The organism is Citrobacter freundii complex sp. CFNIH4, from assembly GCF_002934505.1.
Lineage (GTDB): Bacteria > Pseudomonadota > Gammaproteobacteria > Enterobacterales > Enterobacteriaceae > Citrobacter > Citrobacter freundii.
In genome coordinates this window covers 4,935,539-4,961,139 of sequence record NZ_CP026231.1, presented here as the reverse complement: position 1 = coordinate 4,961,139, position 25,601 = coordinate 4,935,539, and the positions used below count along the sequence as shown (strand labels likewise).

Sequence of the window (25,601 nt, the reverse complement as noted above, 5' to 3'; positions counted from 1 at the left end):
TTAACTCTAGACGTATTCACGCCGTTTATTGTGGGCAAAGACGCGTCTCGTTACAACCTTAACCCAAATGACTGATTTCGGGAGAACGGCCATGAGTTTATTTGATAGAAAGCATCTTGTTACTCAAGCAGATGCGCTACCTGGACGCAACACCCCGATGCCAGTGGCAACGCTGCATGCGGTTAACCAACATTCGATGACCAACGTGCCCGACGGTATGGAGACCGCTTATTTCGCCATGGGATGTTTCTGGGGCGTTGAGCGTTTATTCTGGTCATTACCCGGTGTATACAGCACGGCAGCCGGATACACCGGCGGCTACACCCCAAACCCAACCTATCGGGAAGTGTGTTCTGGCGACACTGGACATGCCGAAGCGGTACGCATCGTCTATGACCCGCATGTTATCAGCTACGAACAACTGCTGCAGGTGTTCTGGGAAAATCACGATCCGGCGCAGGGCATGCGTCAGGGGAACGACCAGGGTACGCAGTATCGCTCCGCCATTTACCCGTTAACGCCGGAACAAACCGCCGCCGCACAGGCCAGCCTTGAGCGTTTTCAGGCAGCAATGACCGCCGCAGGCGACGAGCGCACCATTACCACAGAAATCACTACGGCAACGCCTTTCTACTATGCCGAGGACGATCACCAGCAATATCTGCATAAAAATCCTTATGGATATTGTGGCATTGGCGGGATTGGCGTTTGCCTGCCGCCACAAGGATAATTTTCCCCCTCTGGCGACTTTACAGTACCTTACGCTATACTAGCTTCTGAAATTACCGGTCCACTCCCTTCGGACCGGTTTTCATTGAATATTCCATTGGATTTATACTCTATGGATTTCGAGTTGCAGGCAGGCGGCAAACTCGTGAATCCCCAGGAGCATAGATAACTATGTGACTGGGGTGAATGAGTGCAGCTAACGCACCTGCAGCTTGAAAGACGACGAGTATCAACTTCTCCCTTCCGAGGATCTGACCTGAACGGTCAGATAAGATATGTTAAACAGTATTTTAGTCATTCTCTGCCTGATCGCCGTGAGTGCGTTTTTCTCGATATCTGAGATCTCGCTTGCTGCATCACGCAAAATAAAACTTAAACTGCTTGCCGATGAAGGCAACGTAAACGCACAACGTGTTTTGAAGATGCAGGAAAACCCCGGCATGTTTTTTACCGTCGTGCAAATTGGCCTTAACGCGGTCGCCATTCTCGGCGGTATCGTCGGTGATGCAGCATTCTCCCCGGCGTTTTACAGCCTTTTCTCGAAGTACTTCGCTCCAGAGCTGTCCGAACAGTTAAGCTTTATTCTGTCATTCTCGCTGGTTACTGGCCTGTTCATCCTGTTCGCGGATTTAACCCCGAAACGCATCGGTATGATTGCGCCAGAAGCTGTGGCTTTGCGTATCATCAACCCGATGCGCTTCTGCCTGCTGGTCTTCCGCCCGCTGGTGTGGTTCTTTAACGGTCTGGCAAACAACATTTTCCGTCTGTTTAAGATCCCAATGGTGCGAAAAGACGACATCACCTCAGACGACATTTACGCCGTGGTCGAAGCCGGTGCGCTGGCGGGTGTTCTGCGCAAACAGGAGCATGAGCTGATTGAAAATGTGTTCGAACTGGAATCGCGTACCGTCCCGTCTTCAATGACCTCGCGCGAGAATATTATCTGGTTCGATCTCCATGAAGATGAGCAAAGCCTGAAGAACAAAGTGGCGGAACATCCGCACTCCAAATTCCTGGTGTGTAACGAAGATATCGACCACATCATTGGTTATGTCGATTCAAAGGATCTCCTCAACCGCGTACTGGCGAACCAAAGCATGGCGCTGAACAGCGGCGTACAGATCCGCAATACGCTGATCGTCCCGGACACGCTGACGCTCTCTGAAGCACTGGAAAGCTTCAAAACCGCAGGCGAAGACTTTGCCGTCATCATGAACGAGTATGCGCTGGTGGTGGGAATTATCACGCTTAACGACGTGATGACCACGCTGATGGGTGATTTAGTTGGCCAGGGTCTGGAAGAGCAGATTGTGGCGCGTGATGAGAACTCATGGTTGGTTGATGGCGGTACGCCGATTGATGACGTTATGCGCGTGCTGGATATCGACGAGTTCCCGCAGTCCGGCAACTATGAAACCATCGGCGGCTTTATGATGTTCATGCTGCGTAAAATCCCGAAACGCACCGACTCGGTGAAGTATTCTGGCTACAAATTTGAAGTGGTGGATATCGATAACTACAAGATCGATCAGCTGCTGGTGACGCGTCTGGACAGCAAACCTACAGTTCTGGTACCAAAACTGCCAGATGCAAAAGAAGAGGCAAAGGCGTCGTAACGCCTTACAGAAACATCAACGGCTCCTGTCCAAGAGCCGTTTTTTTAACTACTGCATAGCACTTGATCAAGCCATCTCAGTTTGCAGACGCAAGACCTGACGGTTAACTTCGGACATCACGGAAAAATGCAGCTTGTCCTTCACTTTTGGGATAAGAATCTTACCCTTATCAAATTCAAAAGCGCCTACATCCTTGATATATAACCGTCCACGAAACAGGATCTTCACGTACTTCGCCACCTGCAGCGGGTTGTATCGTTGGAAAATTTTCATTGTTGTCTCCTGCTGAGCATTACGCCTTTGCGGTACCACAATCGGTCCGACAATCCTCAGGCGCAAATTTTAATGCCCTATGACTATAGACTATCTCGTTGATGTTTCCAGCGTGTATAAGTTTATTTACCTTCAGGTTACAATTATTCAGAATTATCTTTTCAACGCTTCGCTGTCTTCAGTATAAGCCTTCATTTTTCGCAGGATTTGTGCGCCCGTCCGCAAACTGGCATCGCGCTTGCGGGAAAAAGCATCAATCGCACATATGATTAAATTCCAGACCCAAGTGGTCGGATCACCTGCAAAATAAAAGAAAGAAGGAAAACCTATGACCTTACGAAAACTGTTGGCGCTGTCGTTTCTGCTGCTGCCGATGATTGCCTCCGCACATAAGTTTGAGACTGACCAACGCGTACCACCGGTGGGGATCGCCGATCGCGGCGAACTGATTCTCGATAACGATAAGTTTAGCTACAAAAGCTGGAATAGCGCGCAGTTGCCTGGGAAAGTGCGAATTGTGCAACACATTGCCGGACGCACCTCCGCCAAAGAGAAAAATGCGACACTGATCGAGGCAATCAAAGCCGCCAACCTGCCGCACGACAAATACCAGACCACCACTATCGTCAACACAGATGACGCCATCCCCGGCTCCGGTATGTTTGTGCGCAGCAGTCTGGAGAGCAATAAGAAGCTCTACCCGTGGTCGCAATTCATTGTCGACAGCAATGGCATTGCGCGTAAAGCCTGGCAACTGGATGAAGAGAGCTCCGCTATCGTCGTACTCGACAAGGACGGACGCGTGCAGTGGGCAAAAGATGGCGCATTAACGCAGGAAGAGGTGCAGCAGGTAATTGCCCTGCTGCACAAATTGCTCAGTAAATAGATACGCGGAAGCCGGGGTTGAGGAACGATTCACGTGGGGTGTAATCCAGAGGTTTCCCCTGCCAGTCGTGAACGTGCGCTCCGGCTGCGGCGGCAACAGCGTGGCCCGCGGCGGTGTCCCATACGTTAGTGGGCCCAAAACGCGGGTACAGCTGTGCGTGCCCTTCCGCCACCAGGCAGAACTTCAACGATGAGCCAATCGACGTGGTCTGGTGCTCGCCCAACTGTTGCAGATACTCTTTTAATTCATTATCGGCATGCGAGCGGCTAATGACCACCAGCGGCGGACGCGCGTCACGAACCTGAATTTGTTTACGTACGCCGCACTCTTCTTTCCACGCTTTACCTTCTGCTGCGCTGTACATCACTTTCATTACCGGCGCGTAAACCACGCCCAGAACCGGCTTTCCTTTCTCGATCAGCGCAATATTGACGGTAAATTCACCGTTACGCTTAATGAACTCTTTGGTCCCGTCCAGCGGGTCCACCAGCCAGTAGCGCTGCCAGTGCTGGCGAACATCCCAGCCAGGAGGCGCCTCTTCAGACAGAACCGGAATATCCGGCGTCAGCGCCAGTAATCCCTCGAGGATCACCTTGTGCGCGGCGATATCCGCCGCCGTGACCGGAGAATCATCCTGCTTGCTGGTAATCTCCATCGGTTTGATTCCATCGTAGACCTGCATAATGGCATCGCCCGCGTTCCGTGCAAGCTGGCATACATGTTCTAGCATTCTCCACCTCGTTTCTGTCAGTGGTGTTAACTCGTTGTTTTACTTATACCCGATCGTCAGGGGATCCGCCAACTGTGATAGCGTCTGCGGTTTTAAACGCTATATTCATGTCATGATTCACAGTTCTGTAAGCAAGAAGATTTATATACATTTTCTTTTGTGGCTTAGATCTTAAAAGGATGCCACTGATGATTAAGTTTAGTGCAACGCTTCTGGCAACGCTGATTGCAGCCAGCGTCAATGCCGCGACCGTCGATCTGCGTATAATGGAAACCACTGATTTGCATAGCAATATGATGGATTTCGATTATTACAAAGATACACCGACTGAAAAATTCGGTCTGGTACGTACGGCAAGTCTTATCAACGCTGCGCGTGGAGAAGTCAAAAACAGCGTGCTGGTTGATAATGGCGATCTGATTCAGGGCAGCCCGCTCGGGGATTACATGGCGGCCAAAGGGCTGAAAGCGGGCGAAACTCACCCGGTATATAAGGCGCTGAATACCCTGGATTACGCGGTGGGTAACCTCGGCAACCATGAATTCAACTACGGCCTTGAGTATCTGCACAACGCGCTGGCAGGGGCGAAGTTCCCTTACGTTAATGCCAATATCATCGACGTTAAGACCAAGAAGCCGCTGTTTACGCCTTATCTGATCAAAGACACTGAGGTTGTCGACAAAGAAGGGAACAAGCAGACGCTGAAGATTGGCTATATCGGTTTTGTGCCGCCGCAGATCATGACCTGGGATAAAGCCAACCTCAGCGGTAAAGTGACGGTGAACGACATCACCGAAACTGCACGCAAATACGTTCCCGAAATGCGAGAAAAAGGTGCCGATGTCGTGGTGGTAGTTGCTCACTCCGGGCTTTCTGCCGACCCGTATCAAACCATGGCGGAAAACTCCGTTTATTACCTCAGTGAAGTCCCAGGCGTGGATGCCATTATGTTTGGCCACGCTCACGCCGTTTTCCCTGGTAAAGACTTTGCCAACATCAAAGGTGCAGATATCGCAAAAGGTACGCTGAATGGGGTTCCGGCGGTGATGCCGGGTATGTGGGGCGATCATCTGGGGGTGGTGGATTTAGTGCTGAATAACGACAGCGGTAAATGGCAGGTCACCCAGGCGAAAGCCGAAGCACGTCCGATTTATGACGCGGCAGCGAAAAAATCACTGGCAGCAGAAGACAAAAAAATCGTTGAGATCCTGAAAGCCGATCACGACGCCACGCGTGAGTTTGTCAGCAAACCGATCGGTAAATCCGCCGACAATATGTACAGCTATCTGGCGCTGGTACAGGATGATCCGACCGTACAGGTGGTGAACAACGCGCAGAAAGCCTATGTGGAACACTTTATTCAGGGCGATCCGGATCTGGCAAAACTACCGGTACTTTCCGCCGCCGCGCCGTTTAAGGTCGGTGGGCGTAAGAACGATCCGGCCAGCTTTGTAGAAGTCGAAAAAGGCCAGTTAACCTTCCGTAACGCCGCTGATTTGTATCTCTATCCCAACACTCTGGTGGTGGTGAAAGCCAGCGGTAAAGAGGTGAAAGAGTGGCTGGAATGTTCCGCCGGGCAGTTCAATCAGATTGATATCCACAGCAGCAAACCACAGTCGTTGATTAACTGGGACGGCTTCCGTACCTATAATTTCGACGTGATTGATGGCGTGAATTATCAGATTGATGTTTCACAACCCGCCCGCTACGACGGGGAATGTCAGACCATTAATCCGAAAGCGGAACGTATTAAAAATCTGACCTTTAACGGCAAACCAATCGATCCGAATGCTACCTTCCTCGTCGCGACCAACAACTACCGCGCCTACGGCGGTAAGTTTGCCGGAACCGGCGACAACCACATCGCGTTTGCTTCTCCGGATGAAAACCGCTCGGTGCTGGCCGCGTGGATTGGTGCACAGACGAAGCGTGCCGGTGAAATTCATCCGGCGGCAGATAACAACTGGCGTCTGGCGCCAATTCACAGCGATACGCCACTGGATATTCGCTTTGAAACATCACCGTCTGATAAAGCCGCGGCGTTTATTAAAGAGAAAGGACAGTATCCGCTGAAAAAAGTCGCGACCGATGACATCGGTTTCGCCATTTACCAGCTGGATTTAAGTAAGTAATTTTCGTGCCGGATGCGACGCACAATAGCGTCTTATCCGGCCTACGAGTCGAAGTAATCAGTAGGCCGGATAAGGAGTTAGCCGCCATCCGGCAATACTTTACGCCGCCCGCTCTTCCCGCTGCGCTAAAACCTGCGGCAAATTCAGTTCTATCCAGTCCGCCAGCGCGGCGACTTTATCGCTCACCTGCTCACCCAACTGCGTCAGGCTGTACTCCACATGCGGCGGTACGACAGGATACGATACCCGGTTGATAAACCCGTCCTGCTCCAGCGCCTGCAGAGATTGCGCCAGCATCTTTTCACTGACCCCGCCCATCTTACGGCGCAAATCGCTGAAACGGTGCGTACCGTCGCGCAGCGCCACCAGAATCAATACACCCCATCGGCTGGTGACGTGTTTTAACACCTCGCGGGAGGGACACTGTTCGGCAAACAAGTTGCCATCGCGTAACTGCTGGGAGAGCGTCGAAGCTGTCATTTTCATACTAACCTTTTTGTACGTACTTACTAAAAGTAAGTTTAGGTGTTAGCGTGATTAAACACAAGACCAATACCAAGGAGTCACCCCATGATCGCGATTACCGGCGCCACCGGCCAACTGGGCCAACACGTTATTGAATCTCTGCTGAAAACCGTTCCTGCCAGCCAGATTGTGGCAATCGTGCGTAATCCCGCTAAAGCGACGGCGCTTAGTCAGCAGGGCATTACCGTTCGTCAGGCGGATTACAGCGATGAAGCCGCCTTTACAACTGCCTTACAGGGTATCGACAAGCTACTGCTGATCTCCTCCAGCGAAGTGGGACAACGTGCCCCGCAGCATCGCAACGTGATTAATGCAGCGAAAGCCGCTCACGTGAAATTTATCGCCTACACCAGCCTGCTGCACGCTGACACCTCCCCGCTGGGGCTGGCTGATGAGCATGTGGCAACCGAGCAGATGCTGGCTGAATCCGGTATCGCCTACGCGCTACTGCGTAACGGTTGGTACACCGAAAACTATCTCGCCAGCGCACCGGCTGCTCTGGAACATGGCGTGTTTATCGGGGCTGCAGATGAAGGCAAAATTGCCTCAGCGACCCGCGCCGACTATGCCGCTGCCGCCGCGCGCGTCATCAGTGAAGACGGTCACGCCGGTAAAACCTATGAGCTGGCGGGCGACGCAGGCTGGACCCTGAGCCAGTTGGCTGCCGAGCTGGCAAAACAGAGTGGTAAAAAAGTGGTGTATCAGAACCTGAGCGAAGCTGATTTTGCCGCCGCGCTAAAAGGTGTAGGTCTGCCTGCCGGACTGGCGGACATGCTGGCTGACTCAGACACTGGCGCCTCCAAAGGCGGTCTGTTCGACGACAGCCATACGCTGAGCAAACTGATTGGTCGCCCGACCACCTCGCTGGCTGACAGCGTCAAAGACATCTTGTAAGTGTTAAAAATTAGTTAATTGTGGTGGCATCCCCGCGCATCCTCTCTGATAATGACAGGATGATGCGTGGGGAGAGAAAACGTGCAAGGTGTACCTGAGCAGTTTATTGATGAGAAAGACAGCGCCCGCTTTCGCCATCTGGCGCAGGTGCCGGGCGTAGAGCTGTATCATGCGCACATCTCACGTTACGCCTTTGAGCCGCACACACATGAAGCATTCGGCATTGGCGCGATAGAAGCCGGAGCCGAACGTTTTCGTTATCGCGGCACGCAGTACGTGGCCCCCGCCCATTCCGTCGTAACCATGAATCCCGATGAGCTGCACACCGGCGAGGCCGAAACCGCCGATGGCTGGCGCTATCGGATGATTTATCTTGAGCCCGATCTTCTGGAAGAGGTCACAGGGATCCGCCACTGGTGGTTTCATGACGTAACGCGTCACGATCCGCTGCGCTCGCACCAGATCTGCTCGCTGATCCACGGCCTGTGGAACACGGAAGATCCGTTGGCGCAAAAAGGACTATTGCTCGATCTGATCGACACGTTCCAGCCGCTGGCCCGCCATGCACCGGTTTTGCCGGAGGGGGCGCATCGCTTTGAACGAGTACGCGAGTATCTGCACGATAATTATATGCATCCGGTCACGCTCGACGAGCTGGCGCGGGTTGCATCGCTGAGTCCCTGGCATTTTCAGCGCCAGTTTAAATCTCATTTCCACGTCACGCCGCACCAGATGTTGATGGCGATCCGCCTGTGGCGAGCCAAAGGTTTTCTCACTTGCGGTATGCCCGCCGCAGAGGTCGCCGCCGCAACCGGCCTCACCGACCAGTCGCATCTCACCCGCGCGTTTACCCATCGCTACGGCATTACGCCAGTGCGATATCAGAAACAAGTCGTCCGGCGTTGATCAGCAATCTCATACAATACGGCAGCATTTTTCCTGCCTACACTCGACGTATTGTTAAGCGATGTGGATATCAAAAATGATTAGCGGTGTGTTGTATGCCCTGCTGGCCGGGCTGATGTGGGGATTAATTTTTGTTGGACCGCTGATCGTACCGGAATACCCGGCGGTATTGCAGTCGATGGGGCGCTATCTGGCGCTGGGGCTGATCGCATTGCCGATTGCCTGGCTGGGACGTGTGCGCCTGCGTCAACTCGGGCGGAAAGACTGGTTAACTGCGCTGACGCTAACAATGATGGGGAATCTGATTTATTACGTTTGCCTGGCAAGCGCTATCCAGCGCACCGGCGCACCGGTCTCCACCATGATTATTGGTACATTGCCGGTGGTGATCCCGGTCTTCGCTAACCTGCTCTACAGCCAGCGTGACGGCAAATTATCATGGTGGCGTTTGTCGCCTGCGCTGGTGTTGATTGGTACAGGCCTGCTGTGCGTGAATATCTCGGAGCTGAATCAGGGACTCCCTGACTTTAGCGGCTGGCGATATGGCTCTGGCATCGCACTGGCGCTGATTTCGGTGGTGTGTTGGGCGTGGTATGCGCTGCGTAATGCCCGCTGGCTGCGCGAGAATCCGGATAAGCACCCGATGATGTGGGCGACGGCCCAGGCACTGGTGACGCTGCCTGTTTCTCTGCTCGGCTATATTGCCGCCTGCCTGTGGCTGAACGGGCAAACGCCGGACTTTGCTCTGCCCTTCGGTCCGCGTCCAGCCGTGTTTATCGGCCTGATGATAGCCATTGCGGTATTGTGTTCTTGGGTTGGCGCACTGTGCTGGAACGTCGCCAGCCAGAAGCTGCCGACGGTGATCCTCGGCCCGTTGATTGTCTTCGAAACGCTGGCTGGTTTGCTGTACACCTTTATACTGCGCCAGGAATTTCCGCCGCTGCTGACGGTAAGCGGTATTACGCTGCTGATGGTTGGGGTAGTGATAGCCGTCAGAGCCAAGCCGCAGAAACCGAGCGTCGTCGTGGTACCACAATCATAATGTGCCGGATGGTGCTCCGCTTATCCGGCCTACTGGATAATATCTTGTAGGCCGGAGCAGACGTTAAACTTTAAACACCGCCACCGTCTGGTTCAACCGTGCGGCCTGCTCTTCGAGCGCGGCTGCGGCGGAAGCGGATTCCTCCACCAGCGAGGCGTTTTGCTGCGTGACGCGATCCATCTCAGCCACCGCCTGACCGACCTGATCGATACCCCGACTCTGTTCATCAGAGGCCGACGCAATTTCTCCCATAATATCGGTAACCTGGGTGACGGCACTGACAATTTCCGCCATCGTCTCACCCGCCTCATGCACCAGCGCCGTACCGGCATTGACCCGATTCCCTGAGTCATCAATCAACGCCTTAATTTCTTTTGCCGCCTGAGCGCTACGCTGCGCCAGCGTGCGCACCTCGCCTGCGACTACAGCAAAGCCACGCCCCTGTTCGCCCGCTCGCGCCGCTTCTACCGCCGCGTTCAGCGCCAGGATGTTGGTCTGGAAAGCAATACCGTCGATAACAGTAGTAATTTGCGCAATTTTGCTGGAACTGGTGGCGATTTCATCCATCGTACGCACCACGCCATCAACCACGGTTCCGCCTTTCTGCGCCGTCTGCGAAGCATTTTTTGCCAGGCTGGTCGCCTGACGCGCGTTATCTGCGTTCTGTCTCACGGTTGCAGTAAGTTGTTCCATGCTGGCTGCGGTCTCCTCCAGAGAGGCGGCCTGCTGTTCGGTACGTGAAGAGAGATCGTTACTGCCAGCGGCAATTTCACCCGCGCCGGTATAGATGGTGTCAGCCCCGTCACGCACCACGCTGACCGTGTTCGCCAGCGCCTGCTGCATGTCGCGGACGTTGCCTGCCAGCAGCGCCATTTCATTACTGCCATCGGCGTTGATGCGGTGAGTCAAATCACCTGCGGCAATATGGCGAATATGTCCCATCACCTCGTGGAGCGGCTTGAGCAGCACTCGCTGCATCGCCAGCCAACTGGCGATAATTACGGTGACGACAATCAGCATCACCGCGGACAGTAGCCAGATTATCTTCTGGTAGTCACTCTCATTGTCCTGTACCCCGGCAGTGGCCAGCGCCGTTTGCGCGCTACGCCATTCCCGATAAACTTCCTGCATGGCCGTTTGCTTTTGCTCGGCGTTCTGCTTGAACATCTCTTCCAGCTTTCCTTCAGCCAGCAGCGCGTTCATTTTTGCCAGCGTCGCAGAATAGATGCCGTACTGTTCTTCCAGTCGATCGGCCAGATGCTCATCCAACCCCGGCGTTTCCGGTAGAGCGTAGTATTTATCGTAATGCTCTTTCGATTCGGCCAACAGGCGATTTGCTGTGTTCACCAGCTCCTTCAACTGACCGCCGTTAATCTCGCTGGCCATCGTTCCCTGTAAACGCAGCATGCCCCGGTTGAGCGTGACGCGAGCCTGGTTCAGGCTAATCCACGCATCGGTAAACTCGGCCACATTCTGGCTGGAAAGTTGAGACACGTTAAAGTTCTGCTTATCGTTATTGAGCGCGCCAATAAAGACGCCCGCAGAGATGAGCTGCATTGCGCCCAGGGCGAGTAACACGGTGATAAGTAAGGTTATCACTTTGATTCGTTTGAACATCTGTAGCCTTTTTATTATGCAGGTATTGTCTGAGGTCTAACTATCGGCAGCGGCGTGCGCTTATTTAATCCTGTCGAGCCGCTTTTTTCGCCGCCCCTCACCTTTCCAATAAGATTCAGCACCTTAACGAAATAAGAAATTTTCGTGACGTTCATCACAAAACACCCCACCCCGAAAGGGTTATATCCTTCGCCATAAGTTGTATTTAAAATACATCTTATATTATTGAGAATGAGGTAACGGCAATGTCTTATCGCGATCAACCTTTAGGTGAACTGGCGCTCTCTATTCCTCGCGCTTCGGCCCTGTTTCGTAAATACGATATGGATTACTGCTGCGGCGGTAAGCAAACGCTGGCACGCGCTGCCGCGCGTAAAGAGCTGGATTTAGACGTTATTGAGGCACAGCTCGCGCAGCTGGCTGAACAGCCGCTGGAGAAAGACTGGCGTACCGTGGCTCTGGCTGAAATCATCGACCATATCATCGTGCGTTATCACGACAGACACCGCGAACAGCTGCCGGAGCTGATCCTGCAGGCCACAAAAGTTGAACGCGTTCACGCAGACAAACCGAACGTACCGCGCGGTCTGGCGAAAAACCTGACCATGCTGCATGAAGAGCTGTCCAGCCACATGATGAAAGAAGAGCAGATCCTGTTCCCGATGATCAAACAGGGCATGGGTAGTCAGGCGATGGGGCCAATCAGCGTGATGGAAAGCGAACATGACGATGCGGGTGAACTGGTGGAAGTGATCAAACACATCACCCACAACGTGACGCCGCCGCCAGAAGCCTGCACCACCTGGAAAGCCATGTATAACGGCATTAACGAAATGATCGATGACCTGATGGAACACATCAGCCTGGAAAACAATGTGTTGTTCCCGCGTGCCCTCGCAGGTGAATAAAAAAGGCGCCCGAGAGCGCCTTCCTGAAGTCCGAATTCGGCCACTGCTTATGTGGCCTTTTTTGTGTCCGATATGACAACGCTTAACGCATACCCGCCATACGTTTCTTACCGATAAACAACCAGCCCAGACCCAACGCGATGAACCACAGCGGCGTCACCATCAACGCCTGACGGGTATCATCTTCCAGCGTCAGCAGTACCAGTACGAAGACGAAGAACGCCATACATACCCAGCACATCAGCTTGCCTAACGGCATCTTGTAGATTGATTTTTCATGCAGGTGAGGACGTTGCTTGCGGTACACCAGGTACGAGCAAAGAATGATGGTCCAGACGAACATGAACAGAATCGCCGACACGGTGGTGATCATGGTGAACGCGCCAATCACGCTCGGGTTCACGTACAGCATCACCACGCCGCCCAACAGACAGATACAGGAGAAGGTTAAACCCTTCGCCGGAACTGCGCGTTTAGACAGCTTGGCAAATGCTTTAGGCGCAACGCCTTCCTGCGCCAGGCCGAACAGCATACGGCTGGTAGAGAACACGCCGCTGTTTGCGGAAGAGGCAGCTGAAGTCAGAACCACAAAGTTGATCAGGCTCGCCGCAGCAGGCAGACCAACCAGCACAAACAGTTCAACGAATGGGCTCTTGGTTGGTACTACCGAGCTCCACGGCGTTACGGACATAATCACGATCAGCGCGAACACGTAGAACATGATAATACGGATTGGAATCGAGTTAATGGCGCGCGGCAGAGATTTCTCAGGATCCTTGGTTTCCGCGGCGGTCGTTCCCACCAGCTCAATACCCACAAACGCGAATACCGCTATCTGGAAGCCGGCAAAGAAGCCGCTCAGACCTTTCGGGAACCAGCCACCGTCATTCCACAGATGCGTGAACGATGCCTGAACGCCGGTTGGCGACTGGAAGTGCGTCAGCACCATCACCAGACCGACGACAATCAGGCCGATGATGGCGACGATTTTGATCATCGCAAACCAGAACTCCATCTCACCGAACATTTTTACGGTGGCGAGGTTGAGGCTCAGCAGCAGCACAATCACCGCCAGCGAGGCGACCCAATCTGACAGTTCGGGGAACCAGAATTGCGCATACGCGGTAATCGCGACAACGTCTGCCATCCCAGTAACGACCCAGCAGAACCAGTAGGTCCAGCCGGTAAAATACCCGGCCCATGGCCCGAGCAGGTCGGAGGCGAAATCACTAAACGATTTGTACTCCAGATTCGAGAGCAGCAATTCACCCATTGCCCGCATCACGAAAAACAGCATAAAACCGATGATCATATATACAAAGATGATCGACGGTCCGGCGAGACTGATGGTTTTACCGGAGCCCATAAACAGGCCAGTACCGATAGCACCACCAATAGCAATAAGTTGAATATGACGGTTTGTGAGATTGCGCCGTAGCGACTGTTCAGACGACGCCTCTTCAGCGGTGTCGACTTTTACCTGATCTACCATGTTTTTTTCTTCCTGTACCTGTCTGTGTTGTTCAGGCTCTACGGCCTTTAGTGTGTCTATGATACGACGATCCTGTTATCAGGACTCATCGATATTAGGTAAGAATTGGCGGGATGAACACTAAGATTTAGATATAATGTTAATTTAATGTTTAAAGTGAGTGTCATATCACTCTGATAGCGCGAATCAGCTCACAAAAATACACGCTGATGCGGCATTTGCAAGATAAAATATCGACAACGACGTAACTATAGCTTTTCACGCTATTTATTTGTTCCCCCCGACCTCGGGGGGAACAGAAGTCACTGCTTACAGGATCTCAAGCAGCTCAACGTCGAACACCAGCGTGCTGAACGGAGGAATGGACGCGCCAGCACCACGCTCGCCGTAAGCCAGTTCCTGAGGAATAGTCAGTTCCCATTTCGAACCTACCGGCATCAGGGTCAGTGCTTCAATCCAACCAGGGATTACGCCGTTAACCGGGAATTCAGCCGGTTCGCCACGTGCGACAGAGCTGTCAAACACGGTACCGTCGATCAGTTTACCGGTATAATGCACGCGAACGCGGTCAGTACGCGCCGGAATAGCCCCTTCGCCCTGAGTCAGAACACGGAACTGCAAACCGGATTCAGTGCTGTTCACACCCTCTTTCTCACGGTTTTCTTCCAGATATTTGACGCCATCAGCCGCCATAGCCTGGAAGCGTTCGCGACGTACTGCATCAGCGCGTTCATGGATTTCACGCAGCGCGCGATGCACAACATCAACCGGCACTGCCGGGTGCTTACCTTCCAGCGCGTCAGCGATACCCGCTACCAGCGCTTCAGGCAACAGTCCTTCCAGTCCGGATTCGCTCAGCTGTTGTCCTACCTGCAAACCAATGCCATAGCTTGCTTGCGCTTCGATAGTGTCAAAATTCGGGTTAGCCATCATATTTCCTTTCATCGGATGTAAAGTAGCGGGCAGCATATCAGCCATGCCGCATCCGGTAAAACTTTGTCTCGGGAACAGATGACAAATCGCGAGGAAACATAAACAATAGGAATATCCCGCGTTGACGTCACGAAAGCGGGTAATATGACGAACATCATAGCGTTAGCCATCTATACTCTATGATCGAGGAACGAGACGCGGAGCAGGAGGAAAGCCATGCCCGGGCGCTTTGAATTAAAACCAACCCTGGCGAAAATCTGGCATGCACCGGACAATTTTCGCATTATGGATCCGCTACCGCCTATGCACCGCCGCGGCATTATTATTGCTGCTATCGTGCTGGTGATAGGTTTCCTGCTTCCTTCCAGTGACACCAGCGATGCCCCTGTGGTGACGCGTACTGCCCAGCTGGATTTACAGTCACAGTCGCAGCCACCAACCGAGGCTCAGCTACAGGCACAGTTAGTCGCCCCGCAAAACGATCCCGGCCAGGTCGCTCCGGTTGCTCCAGAGCCAATCCAGGAAGGAGAACCTGATGCGCAGCCGCAGGCTCAGCAATCTCAGCCGCAGACGCAACCTTTCCAACAGGATAGCGGAATTGAGCAACAGTGGCGCTCTTATCGCGTAGACTCGGGCAAAACGCTGGCCCAGGTCTTCCGTGACCATAACCTCCCGCCAACCGATGTGTATGCAATGGCGCAGGTTGAAGGCGTGGGAAAACCGCTAAGCAACCTGAAAGACGGTCAGATGGTGCAGATCAGGCAGAATGCCAATGGCGTGGTGACGGGATTAACCATTGATACCGGGAATGGCCAGCAGGTTCTGTTCACCCGCCAGCCTAACGGCAGTTTTATTCGCGCCCGTTAAGCGGCGCCATCAGGCATCAAGGTGAAGCGTCAGCGCTTCACCTTATTCACCCACCAGATCCCCGAACAGACCAGCACCAGCGCCAGTGCGTATTTCCATTCGAGAATGTTTTCGCCGAGGAATATCGCCGACAGCACCGCCCCCGAAACCGGGATCAGGAAGTTAAACGGCGCAATCATCCCCACACGATTATGCTTGAGCAGAATACTCCACAAGGCAAAGGCGACCGAAGAGAGTAACGTCAGGTAGCCCAGAATTGCTACCGAAGACGCACCGTGTACGGTCAGCGTGCCGCCAAAAGCGTAGCCACCGATAACCAACGCCAGACCGCCACCGCCCAACTGGTACCCTGTCATTACCGTCGGGTCCACCGTCTGAGAAATACGTTTTCCATATAGCGTGGCAGCAGAAAGAATAAAGGCCGCCATCACTACTGAGCCGTCTCCTAACAGGCTGAAACTAAAATCCATTCCGCTGCTAAAGTTCACTACCATCACCCCAGCAAAGCCGAGGATACAGCCCAGCGCTTTGTTGTAGCTCAGTTTGTCATTATGGTAGATAAAATGGGCCAGTAGCACGCTGAAGAAGGTCCCGGTCGCATTCATAATGGACCCTTTCACCCCCGTCGTGAACGCCAGGCCGATATAGAAGAAGATGTATTGCAGCGAGGTTTGTGTCAGCCCCAACAGCGTGAGTTGGCCATACTGACGCGGGCTTAACCGGCCAATCGGTTTTCGCTGTGCCAGCGCCAACAGTAGCAGCAATATTCCCGCAAACAGAAAGCGATATCCGGCAAAGACAATCTTTGAGGGAATGTCATCCGTGGCAATCTGGAAGATCTCATATCCGCTTTTGATCGCCGGATAGGCGCTCCCCCACAGCAGGCAGCAGAACGCCGCGCTCAGATAGACAACATTTTTACGCGCAAACAGAGGTTGGTGCGTTGGTTCCATTCCATCACCACTTTGAAATAATGTTTTATTTTTGTGATTATCCCGAAAAGGATAAAGAATAGCCAGAGAGAAAAGCGGGGGAACAGAAAAGCAAAACGCCGGCACAGGGCCGGCGCTTTTACGCGGTCATCAGAATAAAAACTTATTCTGCAACTACGTTTACAGTCAGCTTAGCAAACACTTCGCTGTGAACCTGGAAGCTCACTTCGTGCTCACCAGTGGTACGCAGAACGCCGTTCGGCAGACGAACTTCGCTCTTAGCTACTTCAACGCCAGCTGCAGTTACAGCGTCAGCGATGTCGCGAGTACCGATGGAACCGAACAGTTTACCTTCGTCGCCAGCTTTAGACGCGATGGTTACGGTTTCCAGTGCGTTGATTTTCTCAGCACGAGCTTCAGCAGCGGACAGAACGTCAGCCAGTTTAGCTTCCAGCTCAGCGCGACGCGCTTCGAAAAATTCAACGTTTTTCTTGGTAGCAGGAACAGCTTTACCCTGTGGTACCAGGAAGTTACGAGCATAGCCCGCTTTAACGTTAACCTGATCACCCAGGCTACCCAGGTTTGCTACTTTATCAAGCAGAATAACTTGCATTACCTTATCCTCTCAAAGTCGTATTAATGGACCGTGACCGATTACTGATGACGATCAGTGTACGGCAGCAGGGACAGGTAGCGAGCGCGTTTGATAGCGCGAGCCAGCTGACGCTGGTATTTTGCACGGGTACCGGTGATACGGCTTGGGACAATCTTACCGCTTTCGGTGATGTAGTTTTTCAGCGTAGCGATATCTTTATAGTCGATCTCTTGAACGCCTTCCGCGGTGAAACGGCAGAACTTGCGACGACGGAAATAACGTGCCATATGGCTAGTCTCCAGAATCTATCAATTCAATCTGCTCGGCATGCAGAACCATTTTGCTCAGGCCGTTCTTTGCCTTGTGGCAAGAGATGAACCCCTGAACGGTCACTGCGCTACCGACCGTTATACTGTGAGTAATGGCCTGGTTTTCGTGTCCGCTAATAATAACGGGCATTTGGCACCACGCCTGCCGGTGAAACCCGGCTTCCTCCTGCACAGAACGATGCTCAAGCACGAACTGGCAATGAGGAATTCCTGATGGACTGACCTTTCGAAGGGGAGCCCTGCACACGGTGCCGGACAACGCCAGACGGTTGGTCATCAGAAATTACTCTTCAGAATCCCCAGCTTCAGCATCATCTGCGGTTTCGTTAGCGAAATCATCGCGACGCTCACGGCGCTCGTCTTTCGCTTTAACCATCGGAGATGCTTCGGTAACAGCGTGTTTAGTACGCATAACCATGCTGCGGATAACGGCATCGTTGAAGCGGAAGGTAGTTTCCAGCTCATCGATCACTTCCTGCGGCGCTTCAACGTTCATCAGAACGTAGTGAGCTTTGTGCAGTTTGTTGATCGGGTAAGCCAGCTGACGGCGGCCCCAGTCTTCCAGACGGTGGATCGTGCCTTCTGCACCAGTGATGGCAGCAGTGTAGCGTTCGATCATACCCGGAACCTGTTCGCTCTGGTCAGGATGGACCATAAAAACGATTTCGTAATGACGCATCGAATTGCTCCTTACGGATTATTCAGCCTCCTGTCTGGGTCAGCCGAGGCCCATGGAGGCAAGGAACGTGTTAAAGGTCGGCTGAAAAATGACGCGTCATAATACTGGGGTCAGCAGTTAAACTCAAGGTGCTTGTACGATTATTTATCATGTCGCCATTAATACATATCCAGCAGCATTTTGACGCTGATACAAATAGAGACGATGACAATCATGGGTCGGATGACTTTCTTGCCGCGCGTCAGTACGACTGTCGCACCCAGACGTGCGCCAAGGGATTGCCCGACAAACATCACCAGCCCCAGCGACCAGATCATTTTACCGCCGAAAATGAAGAACAGAATCGAGGCAATGTTCGACGCCAGGTTGATAAAATTCGAGTGGATTTGCGCTTTATCGATACTGTACCCCCACAGCAGGATATAGCAGAGCGTATAAAAGGAGCCGGCCCCGGCACCGAGAAAACCATCATAAAACCCAATACCTCCCCCGCAGATCAACGAGAAGAGAAACAGGGATACCTGCTGCTTCCTTTTCGGTTCGCTAAGATTAGGCGCAGAAATAAAGTAGATAGCGACCGCGATAATCAGGATCGGCAGCAGTTTCTTCAACACGTCCGGTTCAATAAACTGGATAAGCGTTGTGCCCATCGCAGAACCGATAAAGGCAGATAAAAAGACATATTTGTGCTCCTGCACATTAATATGTCCCCGGCGTAAAAAGTAAATTCCGGAGGTTAGCGAGCTACCCAGTGCCTGAATTTTATTGGTTGCCAGCGCATTAGCCGGGGGTAAACCAGAAATTAAGAGAGCGCCAATAGAGAGAAAACCACCGCCGCCCGACACCACGTTAATAAAGCCAGCCACCAGCGCGACCATAAACATAATCACGAAATAGCTGAAATCCATGAATGAAGTATCCATAAGTTTTTGCCTAATTATCATAAAGTTATATTAATTATCTGGCTCACTATAAACGGCGTACTCACCCGATTAAATTGACTATTTGGTAAGAGCTTATGCGCGTAAGGCAGGTATTTTTAACCGTAGCGGAAGGCATCAGCTGATTGTTAATTAAAGAAAAGATGGCTTTGCGGTAATTTTTTGAACAACTGCATCAGAAATGGTCGCTATCGACTGCGCCGGCAGCGGTTAAAATTAAATCAGAAGTTATCCACTCACAGGAGAGAGCTAACCAGAGACCGCAGTCGAGGAGGTACATATGCGAGCCCGTGTTTTGACCCTTCTGGCTGTACTTTTGCTCAGTGCAAATGCAACGGCAGCCATCAAAATTGACAATCATCAGGCCAGGAATATGGATGATGTGCAGAGCTTAGGCGTTATTTACATAAATCATAACTTCGCCACTGAAAGTGAAGCCACTCAGGCCCTGAATGAAGAAACCGATGCGCAAGGCGCAACCTACTATCACGTGATCCTCACCAGGGAACCCGGTAGTAACGGAAATATGCACGCCAGTGCAGATATTTATCGCTAGCACCAGAAACAACCAACGAGAACATTGCCACAGTTTGACTTGCCCCCTTCACTGGGGGCTTTTTTTTGCAAAACAATCCCGAAGCCAGACCGATCTCATCCCCATGAAGAGTTGGCTCCGGAACGTTTTTTCTTACTTCTGGCCGTAATAGGCATTTGGGCCGTGCTTACGCATGAAGTGCTTATTCATCAGGTAACTGTCGATGGGGCTGAGCGCCGGATTAATGCCACGCGCAATCCATGCCATTTTTGCCACCTCTTCCATCACCACAGCGTTATGTACCGCGTCGTGAGCATCTTTGCCCCAGGCAAACGGGCCATGTTGGTACACCACTACGCCAGGCGTATGTAAAGGTTCCACCTCCCCGAGCGTTTCAATAATCACCCTACCGGTATTAAGTTCATACTCCTCCTGAACTTCAGCTTCAGTTAAAGCCCGGGTACAGGGAATATCGCCAAAGAAGTAGTCAGCATGCGTCGTGCCGAGCGCAGGAATTGCCAGACCTGCCTGCGCCCATGCCGTTGCGTGGGTTGAGTGGGTATGCACCACGCCGCCGAGAGAGGAATAACGGCGATACAGCGCCAGATGGGTGGCGGTATCGGAAGAAGGACGATAGCGTCCCTCCACCACATTACCGTGCAGATCCACAACCACCATGTCATCCACTGTCATTGTTTGGTAGTCGACGCCGCTGGGCTTGATCACCACCAGCCCGCGTTCGCGGTCGATGGCGCTGACGTTACCCCAGGTAAACGTCACCAGCCCGTAGCGCGGCAGATCCATGTTGGCCTCAAAAACCTGCTGTTTACGTTTTTGCATTACACTGCCTCCACCAGGCCCGCGTTGGCCATACGCGCTTTCACCCAGTCGCGCGCCTTCGCCACTTCACGTGCCGGGTCGTCCGACGTTTCGCTCCACATCTCAATCAGGTATGGCCCGCAATACCCACTCTGTTTGAGCGTCGCAAAACAACGTTCGAAATCGACAACCCCTTCACCAAACGGCACATTTTTGAATACGCCGGGTTTGGTATCTTTCACGTGTACGGCAACTATATGGCCCATTCCCGCCTGCAGCTCCATCTGCACGTCGTTATCCCACGCCGATAAATTGCCAATATCGGGATACAGCTGGAACCACGGATTGTTGAGATAGTGGGCGTATCCCAGTGCCTTACTGATCGAATTCATCAGTGGATAATCCATGATTTCCATCGCCAGCGTCACCTGTGCACGGCTCGCCATCTCTACGCTCTCTTTCAGCCCATCGCGGAACCGACGACGCGTTTCGTTATTGGCCTGCTGGTAATAAACGTCGTAACCCGCCATTTGAATAACGCGAATACCGATATCCTGCGCAAACTGAATGGCTTTACGCATGATCTCCAGCCCCTGTTCGCGTACCGCATCATCTTCACTACCAAGCGGAAAACGACGATGAGCGCTCAGGCACATGGACGGTACCCGTATCCCGGTGTCGGCGATAGCGGCCACCAGCGCCAGTCGCTGCTCGCGGTTCCAGTCAAGACGCGCCAGGCGAGCGTCGGTTTCATCAACCGACATTTCGACAAAGTCAAAGCCCAGTTCCTTCGCTAGTTGCAAGCGTTCCAGCCAGCACTCCCCGCCGGGGAGTGCTTTTTCATAAATACCGAGCGGGACCTGTTTCGACAACATAGTCGCTCCTTATCCCCACAGTTGGGCGATAGAACGTTTGAACTGACGGGCCGCTTCCACCGGAGAGGCGGCATCGCGAATACTGCGGCCGGCAATAAAGACGTGAATCGGAATTCCCTGGAACAGCGGCAGATCTTCCAGCGCCAGACCGCCGGTGACGGTGACTTTAAAGCCCATCTCGGACAGACGCTTGATCGCGCTGATATCCGCTTCTCCCCACGTCACGCCCGCCGCCTGCGCATCACGACTGCGGTGATATACAACTTGCCCAATCCCTGCGTCACGCCACTCTTGCGCCTGCTCCCAGGTCCAGTAACCAGTCAGTTCAATCTGTACATCACCGTTAAATTCTTTCGCCACCTCCAGCGCACCCTTGGTGGTGTTGATATCGGCACAACAGATGACGGTGACCCAGTCAGCGTTGGCTTCGAAACACATGCGGGAGAGGATTTTCCCCGCATCGGCAATTTTGGCGTCCGCCAGTACAATTTTATGTGGGTAAAGCGCTTTCAGATCGCGAACGGCGCGCACGCCCTCTGCCACGCAAAGAATAGTGCCCACCTCAATGATATCGACCTCTTCGGCAATCAGACGCGTCGTTTCATACGCGGAAGACATTGATTGGTTATCCAGCGCAACCTGCAACATAGGTAATGACATTTTGGTATCCTTTTAAACAGCCGCCGCAGTGGCGTTATCAATTAAATCCAACACTTCCTGCGCGGTGCGGCAGGCGCGTAAACGGTCGAAATTGGCTTCGTCATCAAAGAGATTCACGATCTGCATGATGCCCACTTCCTGATGTGTGTTGGCATCAACTGCCGCCATCGTTATCAGAATATCGACCGGGTCGTTATCTTCGTGGTTAAACACCAGCGGCGTTTTCAGCGTCACCAGCGCAAAACCGGTTTTCTTGACCCCTTCCTCCGGACGGCCGTGCGGCATCGCCAGGCCTGGCGCAATCACAAAGTACGGGCCAAACTGCTCAACGCCATCAAGGATGGCCTGGTAGTAGCGTGGTTCAACCACATCAGCCTTAACCAGCAGATCCACGCCAAGCTTTACCGCTTCCTGCCAGGTACTGGCCTCGGCTTGCAAAAGGATGGAACTATTGTCTGCCAGCGAGTCACGTAATTTCATATGCCGCCCCTTACTTCACGTCCTGCGGAAAATGCGCTTTGATCACTTCCAGCAGTTTTGGTCCAAAATCGGCAGGAGACAGCATGTTGCGTACGCCAACGACATATTTATTGCCAGAAACGGTAATCTCACCGGCGATATGCGTAGAGGCGATGATAATATCCGCTCCGCTCAGTTCACTTTTGTATTCACCCACGGCGCAGCTGTTTACCGTATGGTCAATATTTGACTGGGTTAAAAACTGGTCCACCTTCATTTTCATGATCATGGAACTGCCCTGCCCATTGCCACACACAGCCAGAATACGTACGGTCATAATCGGAACTCCTTATTAAGCAGAGTGTTCTGCCAGTTGTTTTTCTGCGTCTTCCTCAGCACGCAACGTGCGTCCTGCGAAAAACATATAAGCCAGTGCAATCAGAATAATGACGGCCATAAACACGATGCCGATGGAGGCAAAGCCTTGCATCATCGGCGGTGCCAGAATTGACCAGTCCGCCATGCCCATCCAGGCGCTCATACCGGTGAGCTTCACCGCCCAGACGCAGCCGAAGATTTCGATCATCCCCATCACCAGGCAAATCTTGAGCGCTGCGCGCCAGCCGCCAAAGTGGTTAGCAAATACGCCGATAGTGGCGTTCGAGAAGAACATCGGGATAAAACCTGGGATAATCAGAATGGAAGAGCCGCAGGCCACAAGGATGCCCACCGCAATCAGTTGGCCGATGGTCCCCCACATAAAGCCCCAGACCACCGCGTTAGGAGCAAAGCTATAAATCGCCGCGCAGTCGATGGCCAGTACCGCGCCCGGGATCAGGCGTTGAGAGATACCGTTGAACGCTTCTGAAAGTTCAGCAACGAACATACGTACGCCCTGGGTGATGATGAAGATAGCGACAGCAAACGAAAAACCGGTTTGCAGGATATACACCGTCCAGTGGGTTTTACCCGCCATCGCCTGAACCACATCAATGCCGAAAGAGAGCAGGATCGCCCCGAAGAAGATGGTCATCACAATCGCGGTAGAAACGATGTTGTCATGGAAGATATTCAGCCAGCCTGGCAGCTTGAGATCTTCTACGCTCTCCTCTTTCTTACCCAGATACGGCGCGACTTTGTAAGCAATCCAGGAGGCGAACTGCTGCTGGTGACCGATGGAAAAACCACAGCCGTCGGTCACTTCCTGGGTCGGCTTGTACATCATATTGGAGGTAATGCCCCAGTAGAGCGACACCAGCACCGCGGTACAGATGATGGTGGTCCACATGGAATAGCCAAAGATGTAGAAAGAGACGGCGATCAGGCCCGCCTGCTGGAACATGATGTGCCCGGTCAGCATGATGGTACGAATACCGGTAATCCGCCGTAGCAGCACGTAACAAATGTTTAGCGCCAGCGCCAACAGTACCGCGTACCCTACCCAGCTATAGGCATCCCCCATACGTTCGATGGTTGCCATCATGGAGGCATAGGTATCGGAAATCGCACCGTTGATACCGTAAACCTCGGACATCTTCGCCACTACCGGTTTAAACGTGCTGGTCAGAATGCCCGACCCTGCCTGCAATAACATAAAACCGATAATCGTTTTGATCGTGCCTTTGATAATAACGCTGACACTTTTACGCAACAGGATGTAGCCGAGGCAGGTCACAATACCCAACAGCAACGGTGCATTGGTCATGACCTGATTAAAAAAGACGGTAAAGATGTTGTAGAGGATCTCCATAACGATCTCCAGTAGACGAAGTTGCTGAACATTCATTACAGATGCCCAGGATGTTGTGCCCTCACTCTAATTTTCAAAAGTAATCACAACAAGATTGAATTTGATTAAATGTGATGCAGTACGCAAATAATTCTCTTACTTGCAGAGTGGATTTACTCCTAATTCATTCGCTTCAAAATAAAACCAATCAAAACAATAAAATACAAAAATACATTTCATATAAACCATCTTGTCACGTTGTAATTTGTTAACAATTTTTCATTCAACACCAAAAATCAACGCATTGCCTTCTTGAGAAAATGATGTCAGTATCAATCAAAACAAATCACAATTTGATTCAACTTGAACAAACATGAAGGTAATTGCGATGAGTAAAGTAAAAAGCATCACGCGTGAATCATGGATCCTGAGCACATTCCCGGAGTGGGGAAGCTGGCTGAATGAAGAGATCGAGCAGGAACAGGTCGCACCAGGTACTTTCGCGATGTGGTGGCTCGGCTGTACCGGAATTTGGCTGAAGTCGGAAGGCGGGACTAACGTCTGCGTCGATTTCTGGTGCGGCACGGGCAAACAGAGTCACGGTAACCCGCTGATGAAAACCGGTCACCAGATGCAACGCATGGCAGGGGTGAAGAAGCTGCAGCCAAACCTGCGCACCACGCCGTTTGTTCTTGATCCGTTTGCCATTCGTCAGATCGATGCGGTGCTGGCCACGCACGATCATAACGATCACATCGACGTAAATGTTGCGGCAGCCGTCATGCAGAACTGTGCCGACGACGTGCCGTTTATTGGACCGCAGACTTGTGTGGATCTGTGGATCGGTTGGGGTGTACCAAAAGAGCGCTGCATCGTGGTAAAACCAGGCGATGTGGTAAAAGTGAAAGATATTGCAATTCATGCGCTTGATGCGTTCGATCGTACTGCGTTAATCACCCTGCCCGCCGATCAGAAAGCCGCTGGCGTACTGCCGGATGGTATGGATGCCCGCGCAGTAAACTATCTGTTCAAAACGCCGGGCGGTACGCTTTATCATAGCGGCGACTCACACTACTCCAACTACTATGCAAAGCATGGCAACGAGCACCAGATCGACGTCGCACTCGGATCCTACGGCGAGAACCCACGGGGTATTACGGACAAAATGACCAGTTCTGACATGCTGCGTATGGCGGAGGCCCTGAATACAAAAGTGGTGATCCCTTTCCATCATGATATCTGGTCAAACTTTCAGGCCGATCCGCAGGAGATCCGCGTACTGTGGGAGATGAAAAAAGATCGCCTTAAGTATGGCTTTAAGCCATTCATCTGGCAGGTAGGTGGCAAGTTCACCTGGCCGCTGGACAAAGATAACTTTGAATATCACTATCCGCGCGGCTTTGATGACTGCTTCACCATTGAACCGGATTTACCGTTTAAATCGTTCTTGTGATCCACACAAAATGCCGGGCCATCCCGGCATTTTTTCCCATTTACT

29 protein-coding genes are annotated in these 25,601 nt (G+C 52.4%); 11 read left to right on the top strand and 18 right to left on the bottom strand.

Annotated features, from left to right (window positions below):
- The first annotated feature begins 91 nt into the window (after positions 1 to 91).
- Positions 92 to 730, top strand: coding sequence for a peptide-methionine (S)-S-oxide reductase MsrA (gene msrA / locus C2U41_RS25305; protein ID WP_003025715.1), 639 nt, complete (start codon positions 92 to 94; stop codon positions 728 to 730).
- A 274-nt stretch (positions 731 to 1,004) separates the two neighbouring features.
- Positions 1,005 to 2,345, top strand: a complete 1,341-nt coding sequence (locus C2U41_RS25300) for a hemolysin family protein (protein WP_003025713.1) — start codon at positions 1,005 to 1,007, stop codon at positions 2,343 to 2,345.
- A 66-nt stretch (positions 2,346 to 2,411) separates the two neighbouring features.
- Here the strand turns inward: C2U41_RS25300 and C2U41_RS25295 are convergent, their stop codons facing one another.
- Positions 2,412 to 2,618 carry a DUF1107 domain-containing protein gene (locus C2U41_RS25295; RefSeq protein ID WP_003025710.1) on the bottom strand — a complete coding sequence of 69 codons (207 nt, stop codon included), beginning with the start codon at positions 2,616 to 2,618 and terminating at the stop codon, positions 2,412 to 2,414.
- Positions 2,619 to 2,946: 328 nt separating this feature from the next.
- Between C2U41_RS25295 and C2U41_RS25285 the strand changes: the two genes are divergently transcribed.
- Positions 2,947 to 3,504 (top strand): YtfJ family protein, encoded by a 558-nt coding sequence (locus tag C2U41_RS25285; RefSeq protein WP_003025707.1) that lies wholly within the window; start codon positions 2,947 to 2,949, stop codon positions 3,502 to 3,504.
- On the opposite strand, the gene cysQ is transcribed toward C2U41_RS25285, so the two are convergent.
- Positions 3,494 to 4,234, bottom strand: coding sequence for a 3'(2'),5'-bisphosphate nucleotidase CysQ (gene cysQ / locus C2U41_RS25280; RefSeq protein ID WP_003025705.1), 741 nt, complete (start codon positions 4,232 to 4,234; stop codon positions 3,494 to 3,496). The two genes, C2U41_RS25285 and cysQ, sit on opposite strands and share 11 nt — an antisense overlap.
- A 188-nt stretch (positions 4,235 to 4,422) precedes the next feature.
- Between cysQ and cpdB the strand changes: the two genes are divergently transcribed.
- A complete protein-coding gene (cpdB, locus tag C2U41_RS25275) occupies positions 4,423 to 6,366 on the top strand; it encodes a 2',3'-cyclic-nucleotide 2'-phosphodiesterase (RefSeq protein WP_044699166.1) in 1,944 nt (647 codons plus the stop codon).
- A gap of 99 nt (positions 6,367 to 6,465) precedes the next feature.
- Here the strand turns inward: cpdB and C2U41_RS25270 are convergent, their stop codons facing one another.
- Positions 6,466 to 6,846: a winged helix-turn-helix transcriptional regulator gene (locus C2U41_RS25270; protein ID WP_003839526.1), complete on the bottom strand. Its 381-nt coding sequence runs from the start codon at positions 6,844 to 6,846 to the stop codon at positions 6,466 to 6,468.
- Between the two features lie 90 nt (positions 6,847 to 6,936).
- Between C2U41_RS25270 and C2U41_RS25265 the strand changes: the two genes are divergently transcribed.
- The 3 genes from C2U41_RS25265 to C2U41_RS25255 all read left to right on the top strand — a co-directional run bounded on the left by C2U41_RS25265 (position 6,937) and on the right by C2U41_RS25255 (position 9,733).
- Positions 6,937 to 7,785, top strand: coding sequence for an SDR family oxidoreductase (locus tag C2U41_RS25265; protein ID WP_103848376.1), 849 nt, complete (start codon positions 6,937 to 6,939; stop codon positions 7,783 to 7,785).
- A gap of 81 nt (positions 7,786 to 7,866) precedes the next feature.
- Positions 7,867 to 8,691, top strand: a complete 825-nt coding sequence (locus tag C2U41_RS25260; protein ID WP_044699214.1) for an AraC family transcriptional regulator — start codon at positions 7,867 to 7,869, stop codon at positions 8,689 to 8,691.
- Positions 8,692 to 8,767: 76 nt separating this feature from the next.
- The gene (locus C2U41_RS25255; RefSeq protein WP_044699168.1) at positions 8,768 to 9,733 is read left to right on the top strand and encodes a DMT family transporter; all 966 of its coding nucleotides are present in this window, start codon (positions 8,768 to 8,770) and stop codon (positions 9,731 to 9,733) included.
- A gap of 63 nt (positions 9,734 to 9,796) precedes the next feature.
- On the opposite strand, the gene C2U41_RS25250 is transcribed toward C2U41_RS25255, so the two are convergent.
- Positions 9,797 to 11,350: a methyl-accepting chemotaxis protein gene (locus C2U41_RS25250; protein WP_003844953.1), complete on the bottom strand. Its 1,554-nt coding sequence runs from the start codon at positions 11,348 to 11,350 to the stop codon at positions 9,797 to 9,799.
- A gap of 245 nt (positions 11,351 to 11,595) precedes the next feature.
- Here C2U41_RS25250 and ytfE point away from each other — a divergent pair, with 245 nt between their 5' ends.
- A complete protein-coding gene (gene ytfE, locus C2U41_RS25245; RefSeq protein ID WP_003025690.1) occupies positions 11,596 to 12,258 on the top strand; it encodes an iron-sulfur cluster repair protein YtfE in 663 nt (220 codons plus the stop codon).
- Positions 12,259 to 12,340: 82 nt separating this feature from the next.
- Here ytfE and cycA read toward each other — a convergent pair whose 3' ends face one another.
- Positions 12,341 to 13,750 carry a D-serine/D-alanine/glycine transporter gene (gene cycA / locus C2U41_RS25240; RefSeq protein ID WP_003025688.1) on the bottom strand — a complete coding sequence of 470 codons (1,410 nt, stop codon included), beginning with the start codon at positions 13,748 to 13,750 and terminating at the stop codon, positions 12,341 to 12,343.
- Positions 13,751 to 14,059: 309 nt separating this feature from the next.
- Positions 14,060 to 14,680: an FKBP-type peptidyl-prolyl cis-trans isomerase gene (fklB, locus tag C2U41_RS25235; RefSeq protein WP_060855486.1), complete on the bottom strand. Its 621-nt coding sequence runs from the start codon at positions 14,678 to 14,680 to the stop codon at positions 14,060 to 14,062.
- A gap of 219 nt (positions 14,681 to 14,899) precedes the next feature.
- Between fklB and C2U41_RS25230 the strand changes: the two genes are divergently transcribed.
- A complete protein-coding gene (locus C2U41_RS25230) occupies positions 14,900 to 15,550 on the top strand; it encodes a LysM-like peptidoglycan-binding domain-containing protein (RefSeq protein ID WP_060855407.1) in 651 nt (216 codons plus the stop codon).
- A 29-nt stretch (positions 15,551 to 15,579) separates the two neighbouring features.
- Here C2U41_RS25230 and C2U41_RS25225 read toward each other — a convergent pair whose 3' ends face one another.
- From C2U41_RS25225 to C2U41_RS25200, 6 genes are all read right to left on the bottom strand, one after another.
- On the bottom strand, positions 15,580 to 16,503 hold the full coding sequence (locus tag C2U41_RS25225) for a DMT family transporter (RefSeq protein WP_060855406.1): 924 nt from the start codon (positions 16,501 to 16,503) through the stop codon (positions 15,580 to 15,582).
- A 142-nt stretch (positions 16,504 to 16,645) separates the two neighbouring features.
- A complete protein-coding gene (gene rplI / locus C2U41_RS25220; protein ID WP_003025676.1) occupies positions 16,646 to 17,095 on the bottom strand; it encodes a 50S ribosomal protein L9 in 450 nt (149 codons plus the stop codon).
- A 41-nt stretch (positions 17,096 to 17,136) separates the two neighbouring features.
- On the bottom strand, positions 17,137 to 17,364 hold the full coding sequence (gene rpsR, locus C2U41_RS25215) for a 30S ribosomal protein S18 (RefSeq protein ID WP_000135199.1): 228 nt from the start codon (positions 17,362 to 17,364) through the stop codon (positions 17,137 to 17,139).
- 4 nt (positions 17,365 to 17,368) lie between these two features.
- Complete coding sequence (gene priB, locus C2U41_RS25210; protein WP_003025674.1) at positions 17,369 to 17,683, bottom strand: primosomal replication protein N; 315 nt, start codon at positions 17,681 to 17,683, stop codon at positions 17,369 to 17,371.
- Positions 17,684 to 17,689: 6 nt separating this feature from the next.
- Entirely contained in the window at positions 17,690 to 18,085 is a 396-nt protein-coding gene (gene rpsF / locus C2U41_RS25205) for a 30S ribosomal protein S6 (protein WP_003025672.1), read from the bottom strand.
- A gap of 158 nt (positions 18,086 to 18,243) precedes the next feature.
- Positions 18,244 to 19,008 (bottom strand): TSUP family transporter, encoded by a 765-nt coding sequence (locus tag C2U41_RS25200; protein ID WP_032937757.1) that lies wholly within the window; start codon positions 19,006 to 19,008, stop codon positions 18,244 to 18,246.
- A gap of 298 nt (positions 19,009 to 19,306) precedes the next feature.
- Between C2U41_RS25200 and yjfY the strand changes: the two genes are divergently transcribed.
- Positions 19,307 to 19,582 (top strand): DUF1471 family protein YjfY, encoded by a 276-nt coding sequence (gene yjfY, locus C2U41_RS25195; protein ID WP_003025668.1) that lies wholly within the window; start codon positions 19,307 to 19,309, stop codon positions 19,580 to 19,582.
- 132 nt (positions 19,583 to 19,714) lie between these two features.
- Here yjfY and C2U41_RS25190 read toward each other — a convergent pair whose 3' ends face one another.
- From C2U41_RS25190 to ulaA, 6 genes are read right to left on the bottom strand one after another with little or no spacing between them, the layout of a single operon-like run.
- Positions 19,715 to 20,401 carry an L-ribulose-5-phosphate 4-epimerase gene (locus C2U41_RS25190; RefSeq protein WP_003839510.1) on the bottom strand — a complete coding sequence of 229 codons (687 nt, stop codon included), beginning with the start codon at positions 20,399 to 20,401 and terminating at the stop codon, positions 19,715 to 19,717.
- On the bottom strand, positions 20,401 to 21,255 hold the full coding sequence (locus C2U41_RS25185) for an L-ribulose-5-phosphate 3-epimerase (RefSeq protein WP_032937760.1): 855 nt from the start codon (positions 21,253 to 21,255) through the stop codon (positions 20,401 to 20,403). The genes C2U41_RS25190 and C2U41_RS25185 overlap by 1 nt, the downstream gene beginning before the upstream one ends.
- A 9-nt stretch (positions 21,256 to 21,264) precedes the next feature.
- Positions 21,265 to 21,915: a 3-keto-L-gulonate-6-phosphate decarboxylase UlaD gene (gene ulaD, locus C2U41_RS25180; RefSeq protein WP_103848375.1), complete on the bottom strand. Its 651-nt coding sequence runs from the start codon at positions 21,913 to 21,915 to the stop codon at positions 21,265 to 21,267.
- A 12-nt stretch (positions 21,916 to 21,927) separates the two neighbouring features.
- Positions 21,928 to 22,395 (bottom strand): PTS ascorbate transporter subunit IIA, encoded by a 468-nt coding sequence (gene ulaC, locus C2U41_RS25175; protein ID WP_003025658.1) that lies wholly within the window; start codon positions 22,393 to 22,395, stop codon positions 21,928 to 21,930.
- Between the two features lie 10 nt (positions 22,396 to 22,405).
- On the bottom strand, positions 22,406 to 22,711 hold the full coding sequence (ulaB, locus tag C2U41_RS25170) for a PTS ascorbate transporter subunit IIB (protein ID WP_003025655.1): 306 nt from the start codon (positions 22,709 to 22,711) through the stop codon (positions 22,406 to 22,408).
- Positions 22,712 to 22,726: 15 nt separating this feature from the next.
- Positions 22,727 to 24,124, bottom strand: coding sequence for a PTS ascorbate transporter subunit IIC (ulaA, locus tag C2U41_RS25165; RefSeq protein WP_003025652.1), 1,398 nt, complete (start codon positions 24,122 to 24,124; stop codon positions 22,727 to 22,729).
- Between the two features lie 367 nt (positions 24,125 to 24,491).
- Between ulaA and ulaG the strand changes: the two genes are divergently transcribed.
- On the top strand, positions 24,492 to 25,556 hold the full coding sequence (gene ulaG, locus C2U41_RS25160) for an L-ascorbate 6-phosphate lactonase (protein ID WP_032937763.1): 1,065 nt from the start codon (positions 24,492 to 24,494) through the stop codon (positions 25,554 to 25,556).
- The last annotated feature ends 45 nt before the right edge of the window (positions 25,557 to 25,601 follow it).